Here is a 21170-nt window from a genome sequence, read left to right as displayed (position 1 = left end):
TTTGTATTATGTTAAATAGATAGAGACAAAAAAATCCTTCAAGAAAAGGCATGTTCTTGAAGGATTTTTTTATTGTTTGTAACTTATTAACGATCTTCACGTTTAGATATTTCAGCGCGTTGAATATAACCATCAGAGAAGCTGAAATAAAGAGAATAGCTTCCTCGATTGTATATAAAGCCTTCGCTAGTCATATCCTCTCCGATTAAATCGGGCTCACCAAACCACTCTTTTAATTCATCGATAGAAATATCCATTTTAACCCATATATATCTAGCGTCCCAAGGGTACATATCAATATTATAATCGCCGTATACCGCTATATTAGGTGCATCACATTCTGTACATGGTGCTTTTTTCAAAACATCAGGCACTCCATATTCTTTTTTTACTTCAGATATATCTTTACGCAATGAATTTAATGTAAATGGACCAAACGTTCCATTCTGTAAAGCGGTTGTTAACATTTGTTTCAGTTCTTCTTTTGAATTGATGTTGAAATTATAATTTCTGTTTTTTGCTATTGCATTATAGAAAAATTGTGCATACTGCTCACGCTTCACAAATGTGTTTCCGTTAAAATTACCGGACTCGTCACCTTGTGCTATACGGTTACTACGCAATGTATTTACAGCTTCATAAGCCCAATGACCTTTTGGTACGTCTTTAAATTTTCCTTGTTCTTTTGATTCTAAATGAAATGCTTTTTGTAATATTACTGCCATCTCATATCGAGTTAATACATCATCTGGACGGAATGTACCTGTTCCATCACCTGTCATAATTCCAGCTTGCGCAATGGCTTTAATATCTTTTTCAAACATATGATTTGTAATATCACTAAACATATTTCCTTGTTTATCGTCTACTTTTAAACCTAAATGTCGATTGACTAAAGAAGCTACCTGTCCTCTAGTAACATTGTCGCCAAAACCAAATTTCCCATTTCCATACCCCTTATAAATTCCTGCTGCTGCTAAGTAATCAATAGCATCTTTTGACCAGTGGTCCTTTGGTACATCTGTAAATACAGTGTTCGTATTGCTAGCTACCTTATAGCTATTCGTAGTTGTTTGTGCATTAGCTGTGCCTACCATCGTTGTAGTTACTAGTGCTGCGGTGATTACGAATCCGAAAAAATTTTTAGCTTTGCTTGTTTTCTTCCCCATTTGCGCAAGCCTCCCCAGTTTCATTTAACTTTATTAAATATACTCATTACGATGCATACATTTAATACAACTAAATGCATGCATCGTAATTGTAACATGTAAGTTATAATTATTTGTCATTTATTTCCGTAATATGGATGGAATTTTGATAATATAACCAAAAATGTGGATAATTGATATTCAGCGTTATTTAATGATGATACATACAGTAAAATGTTCTGTTTTCCATTCTACGATAGAAAACAGAACGTATATTTGGTATAATCGAAATATACTATATGAAACGATGTACATGAGTTTGACATGTATGTATTAAGGTACGTACTACATAACAATAACTACGCTTTATACAAATCAATCGTTAGAAAGGAAAAGAAGTAATGAATCAAATTTCATTTGAAGATTTATTTGAAGAAGAAAACGCGAAAGAAAAAGTGGAGGTAGCTGAAATACCAGTACCTTTATCACCATTGCAAAGAGATATATTGGAATTAATGGATTCTGAAGAAATAAGTGCACTTGAGCTGTGTGAACAATTAATACGAGCTGGAAAAATATCAGATGAAAGATTCACAACGAATAAGCCGAAAGCATATGGAGAAGTATGCTTACTATTAGAAGGATTTGTTAAAGAAGGAAAGCTTATTTTTATTAAAGACGATGAGAAAAGAGATAGAGTTTATAAATTGAATGAAGAAGCTTCTAACATATAAGTTGTCCAGAGGCAAACGAATGTTTTCTAAGAAGAGAGTTCAGTAGTCAAAGAAAAAGGTGGTATCAATCACGAAAGATTGCTACCACCTTTTTCTTTTTTAACATCTTACATATTTACGTTTGAAACCAAGTCTTCCTCTATCAAGTTCTTTCTGAATACTCTCTGTAGCATTTAACAAACTGCTTTTTTTCTTATCACGTTTGATTTCAACTATACCAACTTCTTTTGCAGTCTCGACTGCTTTTTCGTGTAGTGGTACATATGAAATTGCCACGGTGTTTAGGAAATTATTCATAGCGGATTTTGTTCGTTCTGGAGAATGATGAATTGTATCTTTCACCATTTCAAGCATATCGGAAATTTTACTTTCGGAAAATTCATTGTCTTTGCGATTTCCTAATAGCCAACAGTAGCAACTCCAGCCGGCAGACATTTTAAGCTCGTCCCCACTTGCAATCCATTTATCAGCAACGTCTTGCGCAATATTTGACTCCGATAAAGTTACTGCCACTACATAATCAGATAGCATATAAAAATATGCCCCGTCTATCCAGCGATCAAAATCAGACTCACTCATAGCTTTTGGATCCGCAATAATCCCTGCAAAATACATAGCATCGTAGTTGCCTGTGGCATACAGTTCTTCAGCTAACTCTTGGTTTACTTTTATTTTTTTAGCGATTGGTTTCATAGCGCCCGTAGCTACGCCAAAAACTGGCTCGTGGGCGCCGTTAGATATGTATATTTTTTTCGTTCGTTCCTTACCTAGAGCCTCAAGTTCTTGCATAACTGTTTTAAAATCCAAAGTTGTGCACTTCCTTTCTTCATGTAAAAACCATTTTAATTGCGAACAACTAACCTATATTTTTTATCATGTTTTCCATACTTCCTAATTTTAAATCTTATGTGAGTAGGATGTCTACTTTCTATCATTTGTTGATAATTCAGTTAGTGATTTTGAAAATTTAGCTTTTTACATAGAGTTTTAGCATAAAAAAACTAATGATTAAAATTTCACTTTAACTTTGACTCTTTCTCGGTATTATCATGTTATTATTTGGTAAGGGGATAAATGGAATGTAAAGTTAAACATGTGAGGTTGGTTATAAATGATGAAGACATTTACGAGAATAGTATTAACTGCAGTGATGCCAATTAGTATGATTATGGGTTGTGAAAATACTGAAAAAACTGAAGCAAAAGAGCCGAAAGCGATACAATCGGAGAAAAAGGATTATACGGATTACTCATATGGAAGCAAAGGTATAGTAGTAAGCGGAAAAGCGAAAGAACGTCAACAATACGAGGTTGGATATATGGATGATAACAAGTTAATTGGGATTGACGAAAATATTGAGGACTGTATTGTGTTAGATAATAAAGATGAAGCAGGTCTTGTTTGGAAGCAAATAGAGCGTGGATCGATTATTGAAGTGCAATATGGTAAGGACCGCAATGATATTGTAGGTGTACAATTAGTAGGAGATCGTGAGCCATACGAAATTAGTGATAAGTTTGATCGAAATACGATAAACGAGATTGTCGAAAATGTTAAAGGGAATTTGTAATAGAAGCTAAAATGAAAAAATATTTAAATTTACTATTAATAAAGTCGATTTCTTATGGAGATAAGAAATCGACTTTATTAATTATCTTTTTTGTAAGTTGTCTTTCCAAATAAAACTCATTTCAATGTAAAAGGTTACATCTATATTATCGCAAGAATGTAAAAATGTTAATATTTTCAAAGAGAAAAGTATAAGGAAACAGCATTTATTTAATAGAGACTTGATAGTTATGAAAAATTATAAACATCCTTCTTGTTGAAGCAAAACAGTAAAAGGTATCCTAATCTATTTTTTGAGAAGTAGTAGTGTGCAAAAGGGGACAAGTTCTTTTGACTGCAATAGCAATTGGTTATAAAATAATGTCTGTTAAGGGATTTTCTAGAAACTATCATTCGCCTTCTGGGGATAAAATGAAAAGGTGGAATAAACATATTTTCATACATAGTAGATTCATAGTCTTTCACGAATGAGAAAATAAAGGGAGGTTGAGATATTTACACGGATAGTGTAGGTATCGATTACAGCAATGAATATAAAAAAACGAGTAATCGCACTATCAACAAGTCTAGTAATGTTAGGGAGTGCACCTTTATCAATATCAGCAGAAGAGTTAAATAAATCTCATACTGACCAGCTTCGTATTGCACAAGGGGAACGTGGAACGAGCGGATTACGTTATTCCGATTTCAATCTAGAAACTCCTGATCACATGCAAATTAATGAAGCGGAAGTATCAGAGAACGAGGAAATTCTTCTAGAAGAATATAAGCATAAACATGATGAAACAGAAGAGTTACATAAAATGAAAGAAGCGAAAAAAGGTGAAGTAGCAGAAGATGAAGCCATTTCAAATATTGAAAAGGCATTTGAACATGTAGACGGTCGAAATGATGGTTCTACTCGCGAAATGAAGCCGGTTGAAAAGCGAAGAGCTATTCAGTATAGCGCATCGATGACTACGAAGAAATATGGAACACTTGCAGGTGTCCCGTTTGTAGAGTGGATTGTTCCAGCAGGAAATCCTGATATTCGCCCTGCAAATCCGATGAAAGCACGCTACATTACAATTCACGAGACTGCAAACACTGCCCGTGGTGCAAATGCTGAAAATCATGCTAAATATTTGTATAAACAAGCAACGGAAGGTACGTTCCGAACAGCTTCATGGCATTTTACTGTAGACGATAAACAAATTTATCAACACTTACCAACAAATGAAAACGGTTGGCATGCAGGAGATGGGGATGGATCAGGAAATAGAGAATCTATAGGGATTGAAATTTCAGTTAACCAAGATGGAGATTACAATAAAGCGTTAGAGAATGCAAAGAGACTTGCAGGTTATTTAATGAACAAAGAAGGTATTAGTGCGGACCACATTTATAGGCATCAACAATGGAGCGGGAAAAACTGTCCTGATATTTTAATTTCTCGTGGGAATTGGACTGGCTTCGTACAAGGTATTCAATGGTATGCAAATGTTAACGCACAAATTGATTCGCCTTTACAAGAAAGAAATGAGCTATTTGATTCCAATGAATATAATCCAGCTGAACCTAATATGGAGCTTGTAGTGAATGGTGATGGTATAAACGTACGTAGTGGTTCGGGACTTGAACATCATATCGTTCGTAAAGCTTCAAACGGAGATCGTTACAAAGTGTTAGCAGTTAAAAATGGTTGGTATAAAGTAGGTAACGATGAGTGGATTTTCTATAACCCAAGTTGGATTAAAATAAACTATAATATGCCACATAAAGAAGTACAAAAACCAAAAGATGATATTACAGGTGGATGGTTTGAAGGGAACATTCGTAAGCTGAACAGCCTTGGAATTATGCACGGTGAAGGAAATGGTGTATTTGCGCCTTATCGTAATGTAACGAGAGCTGAGTTTGCTGCATTAATTTCAAATGCTCTAAAGCTACCGGAAGGAGATAAGTCATTTGTAGACATTAACAAAGCGCATCCATCACTTCATAGCGGTATTAAACGTAGTGCAAGTGCAGGAATTATTAACGGTCGTGGCGGCGGGATTTTTGATCCTAACGCATCTATCACACGTGAAGAAGCATCGATCATGATTGACAACGCATTACAGTATAAAGGTGTTACAGGTAAATTAGTCGCATTACCATTTACAGATCAACATCTAATCACATACAAACAACATGTTCAACGATTATACAGTTTAAAGGTAGTTACAGGTGTTGGAAATAATGTGTTTAATCCGAAAGGCACGACAACTCGTGGTGAAGCAGCTGCCTTTTTAGTAAAGATGTTAGATGCAAGTCAAAAATAGAAAGAATGATAAAGGAGCTATCCAAAATGAGAATTTGGAACAGCTCCTTTTTATATAAGCCCTTATTAAGCCCCTTGCAAGCCCCTTATAAGCACCTACCAAGTAATAAATCACTAAGAAAAAACAAAACAAAAACAACTACAAAAACAAAAAAGCGCGAAAAAATAAAACCGTCGTTGTAGTAGTTAAAAAAGTTTGGAATTCAACTGCAAAAACCAATCCCTCACTCCTATATGTATATTGAAGGATTGAAATCTGCCTTTTTATAAGTGCGAGGGGGAGGTAAACATATGGCGGTGTACCGTAATGTGCAAGTGAACTTTTGGCAAGATGAATTCATATTAGATTTAACGCCAGAGGAGCGTTATTTTTACATATATTTGTTAACTGGTACGAAAACGAAGCAATGTGGAATTTACGTATTACCGAAACGTTTAGCAGAACTGGAAACAGGCTACAGTATGGAGACTGTTGAGAAGCTGTTAAATAGGTTTGTTGCATATGGGAAAATTTTATACGATGCGGAAACGAAAGAGTTATACATACTAAATTGGTTACACTATAACCCTATTTTAAATACGAATGTAGAAAAATGTGTGTTACGTGAGTTAAAGACTATAAAAAATAAAGAATTCATACATATGTTTTTACGTAAATGTCTGGAAGAAGAATGGAAGATTCCATTGTTGTTGCAACATTTTGGTATGCCAGAGGAAGAGGATACTAGTAGTTTACAAGAAGTTGTTGAAAAAATAGAAGATATGGAAGTGGAAGAGGATACTCAACATAGTGAAGTTTACAAATTTTACGAACAAAATATAAGTAGTCTATCTCCATATATTGTGGAGGAATTGAAGGGGTGGATACGAAAAGTTTCAGGAAATACCGTACTAGAGGCACTTAAAATTGCGTTTGAACAGAATAAGCGAACGTTTGCTTATGTGAAGGGGATTTTGAGGAATTGGTGTAAGAAAGGACAGGGGAATTTAATTGAAGGAAAGGAAGGAGAAGTTTGTTTACATGATCCATAACATGGGAAAAGAAGGATTTTTCCTTTTCAAAAAGGTTCTTTCAAAATAGAAGCGAATAGTTTGAGAAAGGAGGGGTTATATGGAAGTTGTTATAAAGAAGAAACGAACTAGGGGTAAGAAAATTTTCATTTGGTCTAGTAGTATCGTTCTTTTATTAGTTATTTGTACAGCGATTTTTTTAAACATATATACGCTGAAATCTGTGCCAAAGATAGATGGAACGATAAAACTAGAGGATTTACAACGTGCTGTTACGGTAAAGCGAGATAGTAAAGGAGTACCACATATTAAAGCGGAAAATGCACATGATTTATATTTTTCGCAAGGGTATGTACAAGCGCAAGATCGATTATTTCAAATGGATTTAAGTAGAAGGCAGGCTTCTGGGATGTTAAGTGAAGTTGTGGGGGAAGCAGCTGTTGACCGAGATAAGTTGTTTCGAACGCTCGGTTTACGGCGAGCAGCCGAAGCGTCTGTTAGCCAATATGATGGAGAAGCAAAATTTGCTCTGCAGTCATTTGCTGATGGGGTGAACGCTTTTATACGCGAGGCAAAAGAGGAAAAGAAATTGCCGGTCGAGTTTACTATATTAGGCTACGAACCTGCTGAATGGTCTATTGTTGATACATTAACAATTGGAAAGTATATGGCGTTTGATTTAGGTGGACATTGGCATGGACAGGCATTTCGATATTGGGCGCTGAAAAATTTGCCGAAAGAGCAAGCAAATGAGTTATTTCCTACATATCCGAAAGATGCGCCTAGATTGCTAGCTGAACTCGAGAATACAAATGTGAATGTTGCACAAAGTTTTGCAAAAACAATCATTCCACCAGAGTTTAATGGTAGTAATAACTGGGTTATAAGCGGTGAGAAGAGTGCGTCTGGTAAGCCGATTTTAGCGGATGATCCTCATTTATCACTTGCGACACCTTCTATTTGGTATCAATCGAAACTTGAGATGAAAGATTTACATGTGAGTGGCGTTATTTTCGCTGGCGTACCCGGGGTTATATTAGGACACAATGACAAAATAGCATGGGGCGTTACGAATACAGGTCCTGATGTGCAAGATTTATATATTGAGAAGAGAAATCCTAATAATGAAAATGAATTTCTGTATAACGATAAGTGGGAAAAAGCTACCGTTGTGGATGAATCTATTAAAGTAAAAGGCGGGAAAACAATTCCGTATAATGTTACAGTTACGAGGCATGGCCCAGTCATTTCAGAGTTTGCGGATAAAGGGAAAGAGAAGACGAAAACAGTATTTGCTTTGAAATGGACTGCTTTGGAGCCTTCCGCTGAATTAAAGGCTGTATTAAATATGAATAAGGCGAAAGACTGGAATGAGTTTGAAACGGCACTGCAAGATTTTCATACACCAACTCAAAATTTTGTATTTGCATCAAACGACGGCACAATTGCTTATAAAGCAAATGGAAATATACCAGTGCGTAAAAAAGGTGATGGTAGTCTGCCTGTGCCAGGATGGACAGATGAATATGAATGGGAAGGGTATATCCCGTATGATCAACTTCCAAAAGTAATCAATCCAAAACAAGGGTTTATTTCAACTGCGAATAATAAAATTGTAGATGATAATTATCCGTACCATATTAGTAATACGTGGGCGCAGCCATATAGGCAAATGCGTATTCAAGAGTTTTTACAAGAGAAGGAAAAATATACAGTGAAAGATTTAGAAGAGTTACAGATGGATCAAAAAAATTTATACGGGAAAGAGTTTGCTCCTATATTTTTAAAAGAGTTAAATAAAGCATCTTTAAATGAAGTAGAGAAAGAGGGCGTAAAACAATTAACGAAGTGGAATTTTTACGATAGTAAAGATGAATCGGCACCGTTAATATTCCATCTATTAATGAAAGAGATTTCAAATACGTTATTTTCAAAAGAAATTCCGAAAGATGTGATGGAGTTATTTGAAGGGAAGTCACAAGTCGTGGATGAATTGATTCGAAAAGAAGTAGCAGGAGAAAATAGCGCTTGGTTTAAGAAATACGGGGGCTTCACAAAAGTTGTGCATACATCGTACGAGAATGTAATAAAGAAATTACAGAAGGAATATGGACCCGATGTTACAGAGTGGAAGTGGGGCGATTACCATCAACTTGCTTTTACACATCCAATTTCAAAATCATCTAGTATGTTAGCACTACTTGCATTTAATCGTGAGAAACCAGTTCCAATTGGCGGAAGTCAAGTTACCGTTCAAGCGGCGAGTTACGGAGATAACGGTATTGTCAATCACGGAGCTTCTTGGCGATTCGTTATTGATACGAAAGATATGTCAAACGGTTATCATATTGTAGGACCAGGACAATCAGGACATTTTAGAAGTGATTGGTATCATGATCAAATAGATGATTGGGTAAATGGCACGTATCATACGACTACATTGAATACGGAGGGGATAGAAGGGAAGGTGTTAAATTTGGAGCCGAAGTGATAGAGTGTTTTTGTTTGTGGAGAGGACTAGTAATAATCTTTTTGATAATGAAATCTTATCATTTAGAACATAACCCAGTTCTTAAATCATTTTAACAGCCAGCCTACTATCATTTAATTGGATAGTAGGCTGTTTCCATCTTCGAAATACGCTGTAGCAACCTCTTCAGGATTACGATTATTTCTACATGCTGCAAGTACTGTAACTAATAAAGCCATTACAACTATTAACATGATCATTCCAGTTTTAAGGGAAATTAGTTAACAAAGACCAGATATTATTTGCAACAGAACTGTTCCTCTGTACCCCTTGTTTCATCATTTTTCTAGGCCATTCAACTTGACAAATGTTTTTTTATCAAACTACAATGAAAATCATTATCAATAATATAGGGAGGATACTTTTGTCAATAAATGAAAAACAATATATTTATAGGTTAATAACTAGATGTTGTTAAGTCGTATGTACTATTTTTAGTTTAGCGTTGCCCAGAATGTACACCAATTAATCTCACGAATTACAAGAAAACTATAATTGAAATGAGGCTTGCATTGTGAAGTTGGACGTGAATGAGTTAGCAGAGTATCTTGCCAATACTCCTTTCCGAGTAGAAGGAGTATATCGTTATGCTAAAAATCCAGGTGTGCCTTGTGCTGAGTCTACAGATTCTTTCCCAGGATTTGTATTTCCACTTACAGGGAAGACGCAATTTCAATTTAATGGTACGCCGTATATCCTTTCCCCAGGAAAAGTTATACATGGGGGTGCAAAAATGACATTAGCCCATAAAATGCTTGGTGAAATAAACTGGGAATATATTCTTGTTTTATATCGGATAAGCAATTCAGAACGAGAAGACTCTGGCTTTACTCATCAGCATTTTGAATTGTTAACAGGACAATCTCCTCGTCTTGTCGAATTACTTATGCGTCTTTGGGATGTGTATAATCAGCGAGGAGGCATTTCGATGTTTCAGACTGAAATGCTGTTTCGCGAAGCGTTGAATGAAGCTTTATTAAGTGTTGTCAATAGAGAAAACAACTATGAATCGCATACTTTATTCGAACGAATATCTAGTTATGTCCATAAATACTATTATAAAGATATTACAATAAATACGCTTACAGAACAAAATAATGTTAATCGAAATCGTCTTTCTTACGTGTTTAGAAAGCATGCAGGTATGGGGCCAGCAGAATATTTATTGAACTATCGTATAAAGATGGCTCAAAAAATGTTATGTACAAGTGGTGTGCCTGTACAACAAATTGCGCAGGCTGTTGGAATCGCAGACCCTTTTTATTTTAGTAGAGTTTTCAAGAAGCGAGTTGGCATTTCGCCTACTAAATATCGCGAGAAGTTCATCAATAATCCATACTAATGTCAACAGAGGTCCATTCTTATTTGAAAATCACTGTTCTATACTTATGGAGAGTTAAAGGAAACATTAGATTGAAAGTACTTTCATTGAAATCACTCCTTTGTACTATCTGAATGAAAAGTTCTGGCCTGAGCATTTTCTTTTTAAGCGTAATAACGAATTTTTTACTTAGATTACTGTAATATAGTGGAAGTTGAAAATGAGGAGGGATCATTATCCATTACCAACCTATTAAACTAAATGACGAGTTATCTAAAATTAACGATTATTGGTATCCACAAGTGATTAGTGAAATGAATGACGATCAAATTCAGCTTTTTAAAGCTAATGGAGATTTTATATGGCATGAGCATCCTAATACAGATAAGCTATTTATTGTGCTTGAAGGGGAGATGTTCATCGATTTTCGTGATGGACAGGTGAAAATTTCTAAAGGCGAGATGTTTATTGTCCCGAGGGGCGTTGAGCATAAACCGTTCACTGAAAAGGAATCCCACATTATGTTGGTAGAGCCTAAAAGGGAAATGGATTGATAATCGTAAAAAGATAAAAAAGGAGCGGAAATCCGTTCCTTTTTTATTTATCTTACTATTTTTGGAAACTTAATGTGAATAAAATGTGAATAAGGGATGAATAGCATTTTTATCAATAAAAATTTATTGGTTTTTTTGTGGAATATATATGAAACGTTGTATAAAATAATCAAGAAAGCCAAAAATTACAGGGGGAAAGTTGTGAAGAAAAATAAGAGTTTAATAAGTTTTTTAGGAGTGTTTATTATGCTGTTTTCTTTTTGTTTTCAAGGAAATGTACAGGCAGATGTAAATACTGTTCAATCTGGAAAAGTTAAATCAGGAAATGTAACGGTATGGGAAGTTGGAAATGTAGCGAAAGTGTTAGCTGATGTAGAGCGCTTAAATTTAAATACAGTAAATGTACCAATTCAGGTAGATATTCCGAATGTGACTTCTACGAACATGGTAATTAATCAAGCGCAAAAGCAACAGGCTATTATTTTAATTCAAGAATTATTAAAGCGTAATATTCAAGTTATAGTAGAACCGTTCCCATATATTCAGCAAGGAAATGTTGGAGAAACGGAATGGAATCCAAGTAATATTAATGATTTCTTCTGGAATTGGAAAACGGTTATTTTGCAAGACATCTTTAACTCGATTACAAGTAAATACAATGTGTACGGGCTCAAGATTGCTTCTAATTTCGTGAATATGGAATATGCAGAAGGATATTGGAGCGATACGATTGATTTTGTTCGCCAGCAGTATAAAGGAAATGTTTTGTATCAAATGAATTGGTGGTTAACAGCAAGCTGGGATCCTTCATATGAAGCGAAGTTTGTTGAGAAAATAAATCGTCCGTATTTAAAGAAGGTAGACATTGTTAGTATCGATAGTTGGTTTGAAGTTTCGGAAAAAAGAAATCCATCATACGAAGAAGTGAAGCAAAGTTTATTTGCGACGACAGTGTATAACCGTGGACAAAATGTTGTTCAACAACTAGAACAATTACATAAAGCAACAGGAAAACCGGTTTATTTTGGCGGATTTAACGTTCCAGCGCGTGAACTAGGCTTGCAAAATCCGTGGAATCCAGATGTTTCTAATGTGTTTTCAAAAGACGTACAATTAAACGGATGGCGCGCTTACCGTGACGTATTAGAACCAAAGCCATATTTTAAAGGTTTTTCAATTTGGTTTATTGGTTCTAATGATAGTACGCATGCGTATCAAATACATAGTCAAGAAACGGCGGCAGTTATTAACGGCTGGTACCGAAAATAATTTTTATAAAATAGGTAAGTTTTAAAGTTTGGCACATATATTTCTAGTGAAAGGCCTTTCACCATCTTATCACCTAGGGGGCAATCATAATGAAATTTTTGTCTTACCTTACAGTAATTTTGGTGATTCTTGGCGGTTTGAATTGGTTATTTGTAGCGTTAGATTACAATGTAGTTGAGAAATGGTTTGGTTCTATGCCGGCGCTTGTGGACACTATTTATTGGCTCATTGGTCTTTCTGCAATTTATCAAATTTTTGATCGGTTCTTTACGGACAATTAGCAATTATACTTTATTACTAGAGTGTTAAGTACGATTATGTACTTAACACTTTTTTGTGTATTTATAAAAACATTGGCACTTGCAAGCGATTCCATTGCGTCTTACGCCGTAATAATAGAAAACAAATTGACCGTGTCTTGTATTGTGGGTTATAATTCAGAAAGTTTAAAAAATACCAAAATGAGAAATAGGGAGGTCATCCGGGTGATGGAAAGAGTGTATAATTTTTCAGCAGGACCATCAATACTCCCTTTGCCAGTTTTAGAGAAAGTGCAAAAGGAGCTTGTAAATTATAACGGGACAGGCATGTCTATTATGGAAATGAGTCATCGATCTTCTTATTTTCAAAGTATTATAGAGGAAGCGAGTAGCTTACTTCGTGAATTAATGAACATTCCTGATGAGTATGAAGTATTGTTTTTACAAGGCGGTGCGTCATTACAATTTTCTATGATACCGCTGAATGTAATGAATACGTATAAAAAAGCAGGATATATATTGACTGGCTCATGGTCTAAAAAGGCGATGCAAGAAGCTGAAAAAGTAGGAGAAGTGCAAGTGATTGCTTCTTCTGAAAATGAGAAGTTTACTACAATTCCTAAACTGGATGGTTTACTAGGCGATGAAAAACTAGATTATGTACATATTACAACGAACAATACAATTGAGGGAACGAAGTATGTGGACATTCCACATGTAGATAAAGTACCGCTCGTTGCGGATATGTCCTCAAATATTTTATCAGAACGATATGATGTTTCGAAGTTTGGTCTTATATATGCGGGAGCGCAAAAGAATTTAGGGCCAGCAGGCTTAACGATTGCGATTATAAAAAGAGATTTAATTGGGGGAGCAGATCGCTCTTGTCCTACAATGTTAAACTATGAAACATACAGCAAAAATAACTCCTTATATAATACACCGCCGTCCTTTAGTATTTACGTAACAAAACTTGTACTAGAGTGGCTGAAAGAGCAAGGCGGAGTATCTGCGATTGAAGAACAAAATAAAATAAAATCTTCACTTCTTTACAATTTCTTAGATGAATCAAAATTGTTTACTTCACCAGTTGATCCTACGTATCGATCACTTATGAACATTCCGTTTACAACACCGTCAGAAGAGCTGAACAGTGAGTTTTTACAAAAAGCGAAAGAACGAGGACTTGTTACACTAAAAGGACATCGCTCAGTCGGTGGTATGCGCGCAAGTATTTACAATGCGATGCCAGCACACGGCGTACAGCAATTAGTAAATTATATGAAGGAATTTGAGCTTGAGAATAGATAGGGAGATGGGGATATGTTTCGTGTTCAAACGTTAAATCAAATTGCAGAAAAAGGTTTGCAAGTGCTTAGCGGAGAGCGCTATGAAGTAGGGGAGAGAATGGACCACCCAGACGGTATTTTACTTCGCAGCTATTCTTTACATCAAGAAGAGTTTTCAAAAGATTTAAAGGCGATTGCCAGAGCTGGTGCTGGTGTAAATAATATTCCTGTCGAGCGATGTACAGAAAAAGGGATTGTAGTCTTTAATACGCCAGGGGCGAATGCTAATGCAGTAAAGGAACTCATTATCGCCAGTCTTATTATGTCTTCACGCAACATTATTAACGGAGTAAGCTGGACGAAAAATTTAGAGGGTGAAGAAGTACCGCAGCTTGTTGAATCAGGGAAAAAACAATTCGTTGGATCAGAGATTGCAGGGAAACGTCTAGGTGTTATCGGACTTGGCGCAATTGGTGCTTTAGTTGCGAACGATGCGTTAGCTTTAGGGATGGACGTTGTCGGATATGATCCTTACATTTCAGTTGAAACAGCTTGGCGCCTTTCTACACATGTGCAAAGGGCATTTAGTTTAGATGAAATTTTTGCAACGTGTGATTATATTACACTGCATATTCCTCTTACGAATCAAACGAAGGGGATTATTGGTGAACACGCTGTAGAGAAGATGAAAAAAGGGATGCGTCTATTCAATTTTTCTAGAGGTGAACTTGTAGATGAAAAGGTTCTTCAAAAAGCGTTAGAAGAAGATGTTATTGCACATTACGTAACGGACTTCCCAAATGAAAATGTGATAAAGATGAAAAATGTAACTGCGACGCCTCACCTTGGTGCATCTACGTCTGAATCAGAAGAAAATTGTGCAGTCATGGCAGCGCGTCAATTACGTGAATATTTAGAGACAGGAAATATTCGTAACTCAGTCAACTATCCAAACGTAGAATTGCCGTATATCGGAAAGAAACGTATTACAATCATGCATCAAAACGTTCCGAACATGGTAGGACAAATTACAGGATGTTTAGCAGAACATCATATAAATATTGCGGATATGATTAATCGTAGTAAACATTCTTGGGCGTACACGATGATTGATATTGATAACGGAATTGATGATATAATAAAAGAGAACATTGTGGAAAATATAAGCAAAATTACAGGTGTTGTAGCCGTTCGAATGATTGTGTAAAGGAGAGAGGAATGTGGCAAAAATCCGACCGTTTCGGGCCATTCGTCCAGTAGAAGAAAAAGCAGCACAAGTTGCAGCTTTACCATATGATGTATTAAATAGTGAAGAAGCAAGAGAGGTTGTAAAAGGGAATCCGTATTCTTTCTTACACGTTGATAAAGCAGAAATTGATTTAGACCCAGCGCTTTCACCGTACGATGATCGCGTATATGAAAAAGCGGGTGAAAATTTAAATCGATTGATACGAGAAGAAGTGTTCATTCAAGACGAAGAGCCAGCGTTATACATTTATGAACTGACAATGCAAGGAAGAACGCAGTCCGGTCTTGTCGTTTGTACATCTATTGATGAGTATGAAGACGATACAATTAAAAAACATGAAAGAACGCGCCATGAAAAAGAACTTGATCGTATTCGCCACGTAGATGTGTGTGACGCAAATACAGGTCCTATCTTTTTAACATATCGTACAAAAGAAGAAGTGAAACGTTTCATCGCAAACTGGAAAGCAGAACATACGCCAATCTATACATTTACAGCGGAAGACGGCGTTAGGCATATTGCTTGGAAAATAGATGATGAAGAAGTAATTGCAAGTTTAGTAAACTTATTTGAAGATATTCCTAATCTTTATATTGCAGATGGACATCACCGCTCGGCATCAGCTGCAAAAGTAGGGCTCATGCGAAGAGAGCAATATCCGAACTACACAGGAGAAGAGGAGTTTAATTTCTTCCTATCAGTTTTATTCCCTCACGATGAATTATCAATTTGGGACTATAACCGAGTTGTGAAAGATTTAAATGGCTTGTCAGAGGAGCAGTTTTTAAATCAAATTACGCAGTACTTTTATGTAGAAGAAGCATCTGTTTCACCGTATAAACCAAATGAACCAAAAACATTTGGCATGTATGTGAACGAGAAGTGGTATAAGCTCACAGTGAAAGAGGAAACGTTTGATGCGAATGATCTTGTGAAAGGTTTAGATGTATCTATTTTGCAAGATCACTTATTAAGCCAAGTACTTGAAATACATGATCCGCGATCTGATTCACGTATCGACTTTGTCGGAGGAATCCGCGGATTAGAAGAACTAGAACGCCTTGTAAATAGCGGTGCATATAAAGCGGCGTTCTCGCTATATCCGACATCAATGGAATCTTTATTAGCAATCGCAGACGCTGGAGAAGTTATGCCGCCAAAATCAACGTGGTTTGAACCGAAACTGCGCAGTGGGTTGTTTGTACATTCTTTAAAATAAATATAGACTTCATTAGTTTGAAAAACCGAAATGATTTTAGTTTCGGTTTTTCTTATTTTAAAAGAGTTAAGGACATTCCTAGTATTACAAGAAATGTCCTTTCCACTAATTTATAGGATGTTTTGCTAAAATTTAAACTCTAAAATTAGTTTACTAGTTTGACCTGTAAACTGATAATTATAGAATCCTCGTAGGTTTTCTAAGTTACCGGTAGCTTTAATAATTGTTCCTGGGGAATCTAAATTTCCTTTATCAAATATACCTTGCTCTATAGCTGTAAATGTTCCTTGTTGCCCTTTATAAATTCCTTCAAAGTGTAAAAAACCAGAAATTTTAGCAGTAGCCAAGTGACCATCATTTATATTTGAGTCTAAATAATATAATAAGTATTCAACAAAAGCTTTTCCTTTTAATTCCCCATCAATATCATATTCAACATGGGCAATATTAATAGGGAAATCTTTTTTTGTATCATCAATTGGTTTTTCATCCCATTTACTTACTGTAAATGTTACTTCCATACACGTAATCTCCCTCCAATTATATACTTTTAAAAAGTATCCGTTCACATTCATATCTCATAGGAGTGATTTTATTCATTCCACGCCACTTTCTAAAATAGAGAACGATCCATTTCCACAATCAATTTCTGCCATTGCGCCGTAAGGTAAAATAAACTTCGGTTCAGTATGGCCAAAATTAAAATTATAAAGAATCGGCAAATCTTCTAAGTTATGTTCTTTCATTACTTGCAGTATTTCGTGTTTATATTCTTCATAATACATTTCGTCTTTTGGTTTACCAAAAATGATGCCTTTTGCTTTTTGCAGAATGCCTTGCGCTGCATAATTTCGTAACCAATACTTTATATAACTTGGTTCTGGATGATCTTCAGAAGTTTCAAAGAAGAGAATGCTATCCTCCCAATGTTTTTTCTCAGGCCAAAGTTCCGTTCCTTTTGCAAATTCCAGTACTTCTATACATCCGCCAATTAAACGCCCTTGTACAGTAGTAGAGCCTTGAAGTAACTCATACCCGTTGTTTTGCTGCATCGTCCGTCTTGTATCCTTATTTATCTCTATCCATTCTAAACGCTCACTCGTCCATTCAGGAGCTGGTTGAATTTCGCCAATCACTTCATTGGAAAAGAGAGTTCGATTTACCATTTCAACCGTATATGGATCCATCTCTACATTTTCAGCAAAGTCGGTCAAAATTGCCGGACCGTATAAAGAGGAAAGACCTGCTTTATGACAAAATAAATGTGAAATAGTAACGTCAGAGTATCCCATAAAAATTTTCGGATTTTCACGTATTACATTAAAATCTATATGAGGAAGTAAGCGAATGCTATCTTCACCGCCAATATTCGCAATAATTGCTTTCACGCGCGTATCTTTAAATGCTGTCATTAAATCTTCCGCACGAGCTTGTGGGTTGTTATAAATGAATTCGCTACCTTTTAAACTATTTGGCATGGGAACAACCGTAAGACCGAAAACTTCTTCTAACCTCTTTACCCCTTGCTCATATCGCCATCTTATTTCAGGATCACCTGCTCCTCCCCATGAAGGGCTTACTGTTGCCACGATATCACCTGGCTGTAATCTGTTTGGTTTTATTAACATGTTAACTCCGCTCCTACATAATGTAATAGACTACGATTATACGTAACATTGAAAAATATGATGCATGACATTAGTTTCTTCATCATCAATCTGTTTACCTGCTGTGATGCAAGAATTTAGCAGTAGTGCTGAATATAGGAATAATCGATCTATATTTAAAAAGTACAGTATGCATCATTGTATAAGAAAGATGGTTGATATTTTCTACAATCTGTAACTGTAATGATTATAAGTTGGCCGTATTCAATCCGAAAAATAAAATTATCATGAATGGAGAGGTTACAGCTTTTCCTGAACAAGAAAGCTATCGTCTTTAGGCACTTGAGATGAAAGTGGGATTGGATCCGGAGTGTCACTAAAAATCGTAACGTTCGTGGTACTTTAAGTGTCTGAAGTATAGGGAGTTTCTTCGTTTTTTTTGTTGGGGTTTTTAGGGGAGTATTCTTTAATTATTAGATAGAGAGATAAAATAAAATACACCTAGTTAATAGGTGTATTTTTTAGAATTGAAAACCACATAACATCGAATGGTTTTCTTGTAAACATATAGGAACAGTAGTATAGATTGTTTTTAATTTTGTTAACTTACCAACCTGTACCATGTTCAGAATTAGCAGGAGCACCGCCAGTATTGCCATGAGCTTCAAATTTTGGAGCAGGGAAATGTGTATGTCCTTCTTGTTTAGGAGCCCCACCAGTGTCACCAATGTTTAATGCAGGAGCCCAAGTATCCGCATGTGAATCTAATTTTGAGCTTAAATCAGCATGTGTCTCTTGTTTAGGAGCAGGGAAATGTTCGTGCCCCTCAAGCTTCGGAGTCGGCGTATCACCAACATTTAAAGCAGGAGCGCCAGTATTACCATGCGCTTCTAACGTAGGAGCAAAGAAGTCAGCGTGACTCTCTTGTTTAGGAGCCATTCCTTCTCCATGAGTATTTGTATAAGAAGGAGCCCAAGTATCCCCTATATTGTATGATGAAATAGGAGGTCTGCCATGATCATAAGCAGGAGCGCCACCGCCATCTCCAATGCTTACTGATTTCGGAGCAGGAGTATCCCCAACATTGAAAGCAGGAGCGCCACCGTAGTCACCATGATTTTCTAATTTCGGAGCAAAAGTTTCACCGTGCTCAGCTTTTACAACGCCGCCATCCCCAATATTTACACCAAAAAGACCAAAGCTAAACACTGATAACCCTACAACAGCTGTACTAATTTTTCTTTTCAATCTATCTCTCTCCTTTTTATTGTTTTATTTCATTTTGTCTAAACGTGGTAGATAAAATGAAACGAATCGTAAAAAAATTCCAAATATATTACGATATACGAATAATTCTGTGTAATATTTTGTAAAACCTCCTTGAAATTTGAATTTTATGAAAATAAAATTCGACATGGTTCATTATTCAACTAGTTGAATAAATTTTGATTGAGTTTTTATAAAGCTATTCGTTAACCTTAGGACCGAAAGTGGTTCTTAATTTCTTTATACCGTGGTCATAAGGTTAACGAATAGCTTTGAATTAAATTAAAGCCCTCTTGTTGTATATTTAAAAAGTACAGTATGCAACATTGCATAAGAAAGGGGGTTGCTATTTTCTACAACCTGTAACTATAATAGTTACAGGTTGGTCGTATCCAATCAAATATAAAATCATCATGAATGGAGATGTTTCATAATGGGTATGAAAAAATTAATTTTAGCAGGTGCTTTAGGAATCGCAGCATTATCAGGAACGAATTTACCAGGGTTAGAACTAACAAAAGCGAGTGCTGCTTCTATAGAATCGAATTTCTCAACATTAGAAGGGCGAGTAGTAGAAGTAGATAACGGTGTAATTGTCGTAAAATCTAAGCAATACGAAGAACCTGTTAGTGTATACATGGATACTTTCTCAAATGTGAAAGTAGGAGATGAGGTTAAAGCTACTGGATCTATGATGCGTAATTTTACAGAATATATGGTTGCAACTGCAATTGAAAATACAACAAACAAGTTAGGCATGCATATGAAAGAAGATGGCTCACCTGATTATGTAATTGGGGAAGTATCAAAAGTTGGAACAGACGGTGCTACTAAATATGTCGTAGTGGGGTATCCATCGTTAAACGGGAAGAAAGATATTATTGATGTTTTCTTAACAAAGGGACAAGTATTTCATGTGGGTGAGAAAGTGAAAATTGATATGAATTATGTGGGCTGGGGTGGAAGTTCTATTAATTGGAACACAGTTGATCATATCGAAAAAGTGCATGAAGTAAAAAACAACGTTGAAAATAATGACGATGTTTGGATTTGGTCTTAATTAGATTTCTGTAAATAATAAATGGATTATTCAGTACCTAGCAAATGGTCATAGACATGACCATTTGCTAGGTACTTTTTTGTTTTGTATTTTTTGAGAATAAGGTATTCCTGACTAGAATATGATGTTTAAATCGGAGTAAATTTAAAAAATACAATAATGAAAGAGGTGTTTATATATGGAGCGAGATGAGAATTATTTACGAGCTAAAAAAAGAGTGGAGAATTTAAAAGCGTTTTATATTCATTTAGCATTATATATACTAGTTAACTTAATGCTTTTTTTTATAAATATAAGCTCTGATTCAAGTAAATTATGGTTTTTATATCCACTTGCAGGCTGGGGGATTGGTATCGTTATACATGGTTTGACAACTTTTCCATTCGGGATATTCGGAAAAGAGTGGGAAGAACGAAAGATTAAAGAATATATGGAGAAAGATAAGTAAATCCAGTTTAATCATTCGATTTTCAAAATAATACTGAGGATGGGGTATTGTTCTACGTCTATTTAGAAAAATGGGATACAAAGCAGTAAGGTGTGACCCTCGTGGTAAAGACCTTACGGAGGATTTCTATTTATATAAATCTCTTTAAAAAAACAAAGATGCGAAGTCTCTTCTATGACTTCGCGTCTTTGTTTTTTTGTTTAGAAGGATTAATAAGCTATTCTCGTATTCACATAAGCGACTCCTATAACATGTTCAATGATAATAATAGAAGAAATAATTTGATAAACGAGGTAATAGTGGTGAAAAATCGAAGAAATACATCGCTACACCT

19 protein-coding genes are annotated in these 21170 nt (G+C 35.6%); 14 read left to right on the top strand and 5 right to left on the bottom strand.

Going from position 1 to position 21170, the window contains the following annotated elements:
- Window positions 1-86: 86 nt before the first annotated feature.
- Window positions 87-1169 carry an S-layer homology domain-containing protein gene (locus tag ACTFR9_RS08470; RefSeq protein ID WP_000516910.1) on the bottom strand — a complete coding sequence of 361 codons (1083 nt, stop codon included), beginning with the start codon at window positions 1167-1169 and terminating at the stop codon, window positions 87-89.
- Between the two features lie 380 nt (window positions 1170-1549).
- Here ACTFR9_RS08470 and ACTFR9_RS08465 point away from each other — a divergent pair, with 380 nt between their 5' ends.
- Complete coding sequence (locus ACTFR9_RS08465; RefSeq protein WP_001071911.1) at window positions 1550-1882, top strand: DUF3895 domain-containing protein; 333 nt, start codon at window positions 1550-1552, stop codon at window positions 1880-1882.
- Window positions 1883-1981: 99 nt separating this feature from the next.
- Here the strand turns inward: ACTFR9_RS08465 and ACTFR9_RS08460 are convergent, their stop codons facing one another.
- Window positions 1982-2689 carry a DNA alkylation repair protein gene (locus tag ACTFR9_RS08460; RefSeq protein ID WP_000346328.1) on the bottom strand — a complete coding sequence of 236 codons (708 nt, stop codon included), beginning with the start codon at window positions 2687-2689 and terminating at the stop codon, window positions 1982-1984.
- A 304-nt stretch (window positions 2690-2993) separates the two neighbouring features.
- Between ACTFR9_RS08460 and ACTFR9_RS08455 the strand changes: the two genes are divergently transcribed.
- The 11 genes from ACTFR9_RS08455 (at window position 2994) to ACTFR9_RS08405 (ending at window position 16455) form a co-directional block, all read left to right on the top strand.
- Window positions 2994-3452 carry a hypothetical protein gene (locus tag ACTFR9_RS08455; RefSeq protein ID WP_000978300.1) on the top strand — a complete coding sequence of 153 codons (459 nt, stop codon included), beginning with the start codon at window positions 2994-2996 and terminating at the stop codon, window positions 3450-3452.
- A 526-nt stretch (window positions 3453-3978) separates the two neighbouring features.
- Window positions 3979-5754, top strand: coding sequence for an S-layer homology domain-containing protein (locus ACTFR9_RS08450; protein ID WP_229136749.1), 1776 nt, complete (start codon window positions 3979-3981; stop codon window positions 5752-5754).
- 290 nt (window positions 5755-6044) lie between these two features.
- Window positions 6045-6785 carry a DnaD domain-containing protein gene (locus tag ACTFR9_RS08445; RefSeq protein ID WP_098946595.1) on the top strand — a complete coding sequence of 247 codons (741 nt, stop codon included), beginning with the start codon at window positions 6045-6047 and terminating at the stop codon, window positions 6783-6785.
- A 79-nt stretch (window positions 6786-6864) separates the two neighbouring features.
- Window positions 6865-9255, top strand: a complete 2391-nt coding sequence (locus ACTFR9_RS08440; protein ID WP_098946596.1) for a penicillin acylase family protein — start codon at window positions 6865-6867, stop codon at window positions 9253-9255.
- A gap of 553 nt (window positions 9256-9808) precedes the next feature.
- Entirely contained in the window at window positions 9809-10636 is an 828-nt protein-coding gene (locus ACTFR9_RS08435) for a helix-turn-helix transcriptional regulator (protein ID WP_000762809.1), read from the top strand.
- Window positions 10637-10929: 293 nt separating this feature from the next.
- A complete protein-coding gene (locus ACTFR9_RS08430) occupies window positions 10930-11169 on the top strand; it encodes a cupin domain-containing protein (protein ID WP_000997182.1) in 240 nt (79 codons plus the stop codon).
- Window positions 11170-11370: 201 nt separating this feature from the next.
- Window positions 11371-12438: a glycoside hydrolase family 113 gene (locus ACTFR9_RS08425; RefSeq protein WP_229136748.1), complete on the top strand. Its 1068-nt coding sequence runs from the start codon at window positions 11371-11373 to the stop codon at window positions 12436-12438.
- Window positions 12439-12527: 89 nt separating this feature from the next.
- The gene (locus tag ACTFR9_RS08420; protein ID WP_000670803.1) at window positions 12528-12719 is read left to right on the top strand and encodes a DUF378 domain-containing protein; all 192 of its coding nucleotides are present in this window, start codon (window positions 12528-12530) and stop codon (window positions 12717-12719) included.
- Between the two features lie 207 nt (window positions 12720-12926).
- A complete protein-coding gene (gene serC, locus ACTFR9_RS08415) occupies window positions 12927-14009 on the top strand; it encodes a 3-phosphoserine/phosphohydroxythreonine transaminase (protein WP_061130605.1) in 1083 nt (360 codons plus the stop codon).
- Window positions 14010-14021: 12 nt separating this feature from the next.
- The gene (locus ACTFR9_RS08410; RefSeq protein WP_000490260.1) at window positions 14022-15194 is read left to right on the top strand and encodes a 3-phosphoglycerate dehydrogenase family protein; all 1173 of its coding nucleotides are present in this window, start codon (window positions 14022-14024) and stop codon (window positions 15192-15194) included.
- A 13-nt stretch (window positions 15195-15207) separates the two neighbouring features.
- Window positions 15208-16455, top strand: a complete 1248-nt coding sequence (locus ACTFR9_RS08405; RefSeq protein WP_001063064.1) for a DUF1015 domain-containing protein — start codon at window positions 15208-15210, stop codon at window positions 16453-16455.
- Between the two features lie 125 nt (window positions 16456-16580).
- Here the strand turns inward: ACTFR9_RS08405 and ACTFR9_RS08400 are convergent, their stop codons facing one another.
- The 3 genes from ACTFR9_RS08400 to ACTFR9_RS08390 form a co-directional block, all read right to left on the bottom strand.
- On the bottom strand, window positions 16581-16976 hold the full coding sequence (locus ACTFR9_RS08400) for a DUF3224 domain-containing protein (RefSeq protein WP_000454097.1): 396 nt from the start codon (window positions 16974-16976) through the stop codon (window positions 16581-16583).
- Between the two features lie 75 nt (window positions 16977-17051).
- Complete coding sequence (locus tag ACTFR9_RS08395) at window positions 17052-18083, bottom strand: S66 family peptidase (protein WP_229136747.1); 1032 nt, start codon at window positions 18081-18083, stop codon at window positions 17052-17054.
- 585 nt (window positions 18084-18668) lie between these two features.
- A complete protein-coding gene (locus ACTFR9_RS08390) occupies window positions 18669-19310 on the bottom strand; it encodes a hypothetical protein (protein WP_000823366.1) in 642 nt (213 codons plus the stop codon).
- 451 nt (window positions 19311-19761) lie between these two features.
- On the opposite strand from ACTFR9_RS08390, the gene ACTFR9_RS08385 reads away from it, so the two are divergent.
- Both ACTFR9_RS08385 and ACTFR9_RS08380 read left to right on the top strand, forming a co-directional pair.
- Window positions 19762-20388 (top strand): hypothetical protein, encoded by a 627-nt coding sequence (locus ACTFR9_RS08385; protein ID WP_229136746.1) that lies wholly within the window; start codon window positions 19762-19764, stop codon window positions 20386-20388.
- 178 nt (window positions 20389-20566) lie between these two features.
- Entirely contained in the window at window positions 20567-20836 is a 270-nt protein-coding gene (locus ACTFR9_RS08380) for a 2TM domain-containing protein (protein ID WP_000438991.1), read from the top strand.
- Window positions 20837-21170 lie beyond the last annotated feature (334 nt).

Origin of the sequence: Bacillus cereus group sp. MYBK222-1, from assembly GCF_051916425.1 — a bacterium.
Classification (GTDB): domain Bacteria; phylum Bacillota; class Bacilli; order Bacillales; family Bacillaceae_G; genus Bacillus_A; species Bacillus_A paranthracis.
This window is presented reverse-complemented; position numbering and strand designations above follow the sequence as displayed.

Coding starts and splice junctions, on each gene's coding strand:
- ACTFR9_RS08470 (WP_000516910.1), bottom strand. CDS start 1,169: ATGGGGAAGAAAACAAGCAAAGCTAAAAATTTTTTCGGATTCGTAATC.
- ACTFR9_RS08465 (WP_001071911.1), top strand. CDS start 1,550: ATGAATCAAATTTCATTTGAAGATTTATTTGAAGAAGAAAACGCGAAA.
- ACTFR9_RS08455 (WP_000978300.1), top strand. CDS start 2,994: ATGATGAAGACATTTACGAGAATAGTATTAACTGCAGTGATGCCAATT.
- ACTFR9_RS08450 (WP_229136749.1), top strand. CDS start 3,979: ATGAATATAAAAAAACGAGTAATCGCACTATCAACAAGTCTAGTAATG.
- ACTFR9_RS08445 (WP_098946595.1), top strand. CDS start 6,045: ATGGCGGTGTACCGTAATGTGCAAGTGAACTTTTGGCAAGATGAATTC.
- ACTFR9_RS08440 (WP_098946596.1), top strand. CDS start 6,865: ATGGAAGTTGTTATAAAGAAGAAACGAACTAGGGGTAAGAAAATTTTC.
- ACTFR9_RS08430 (WP_000997182.1), top strand. CDS start 10,930: ATGAATGACGATCAAATTCAGCTTTTTAAAGCTAATGGAGATTTTATA.
- ACTFR9_RS08420 (WP_000670803.1), top strand. CDS start 12,528: ATGAAATTTTTGTCTTACCTTACAGTAATTTTGGTGATTCTTGGCGGT.
- serC (WP_061130605.1), top strand. CDS start 12,927: ATGGAAAGAGTGTATAATTTTTCAGCAGGACCATCAATACTCCCTTTG.
- ACTFR9_RS08410 (WP_000490260.1), top strand. CDS start 14,022: ATGTTTCGTGTTCAAACGTTAAATCAAATTGCAGAAAAAGGTTTGCAA.
- ACTFR9_RS08400 (WP_000454097.1), bottom strand. CDS start 16,976: ATGGAAGTAACATTTACAGTAAGTAAATGGGATGAAAAACCAATTGAT.
- ACTFR9_RS08395 (WP_229136747.1), bottom strand. CDS start 18,083: ATGTTAATAAAACCAAACAGATTACAGCCAGGTGATATCGTGGCAACA.
- ACTFR9_RS08385 (WP_229136746.1), top strand. CDS start 19,762: ATGGGTATGAAAAAATTAATTTTAGCAGGTGCTTTAGGAATCGCAGCA.
- ACTFR9_RS08380 (WP_000438991.1), top strand. CDS start 20,567: ATGGAGCGAGATGAGAATTATTTACGAGCTAAAAAAAGAGTGGAGAAT.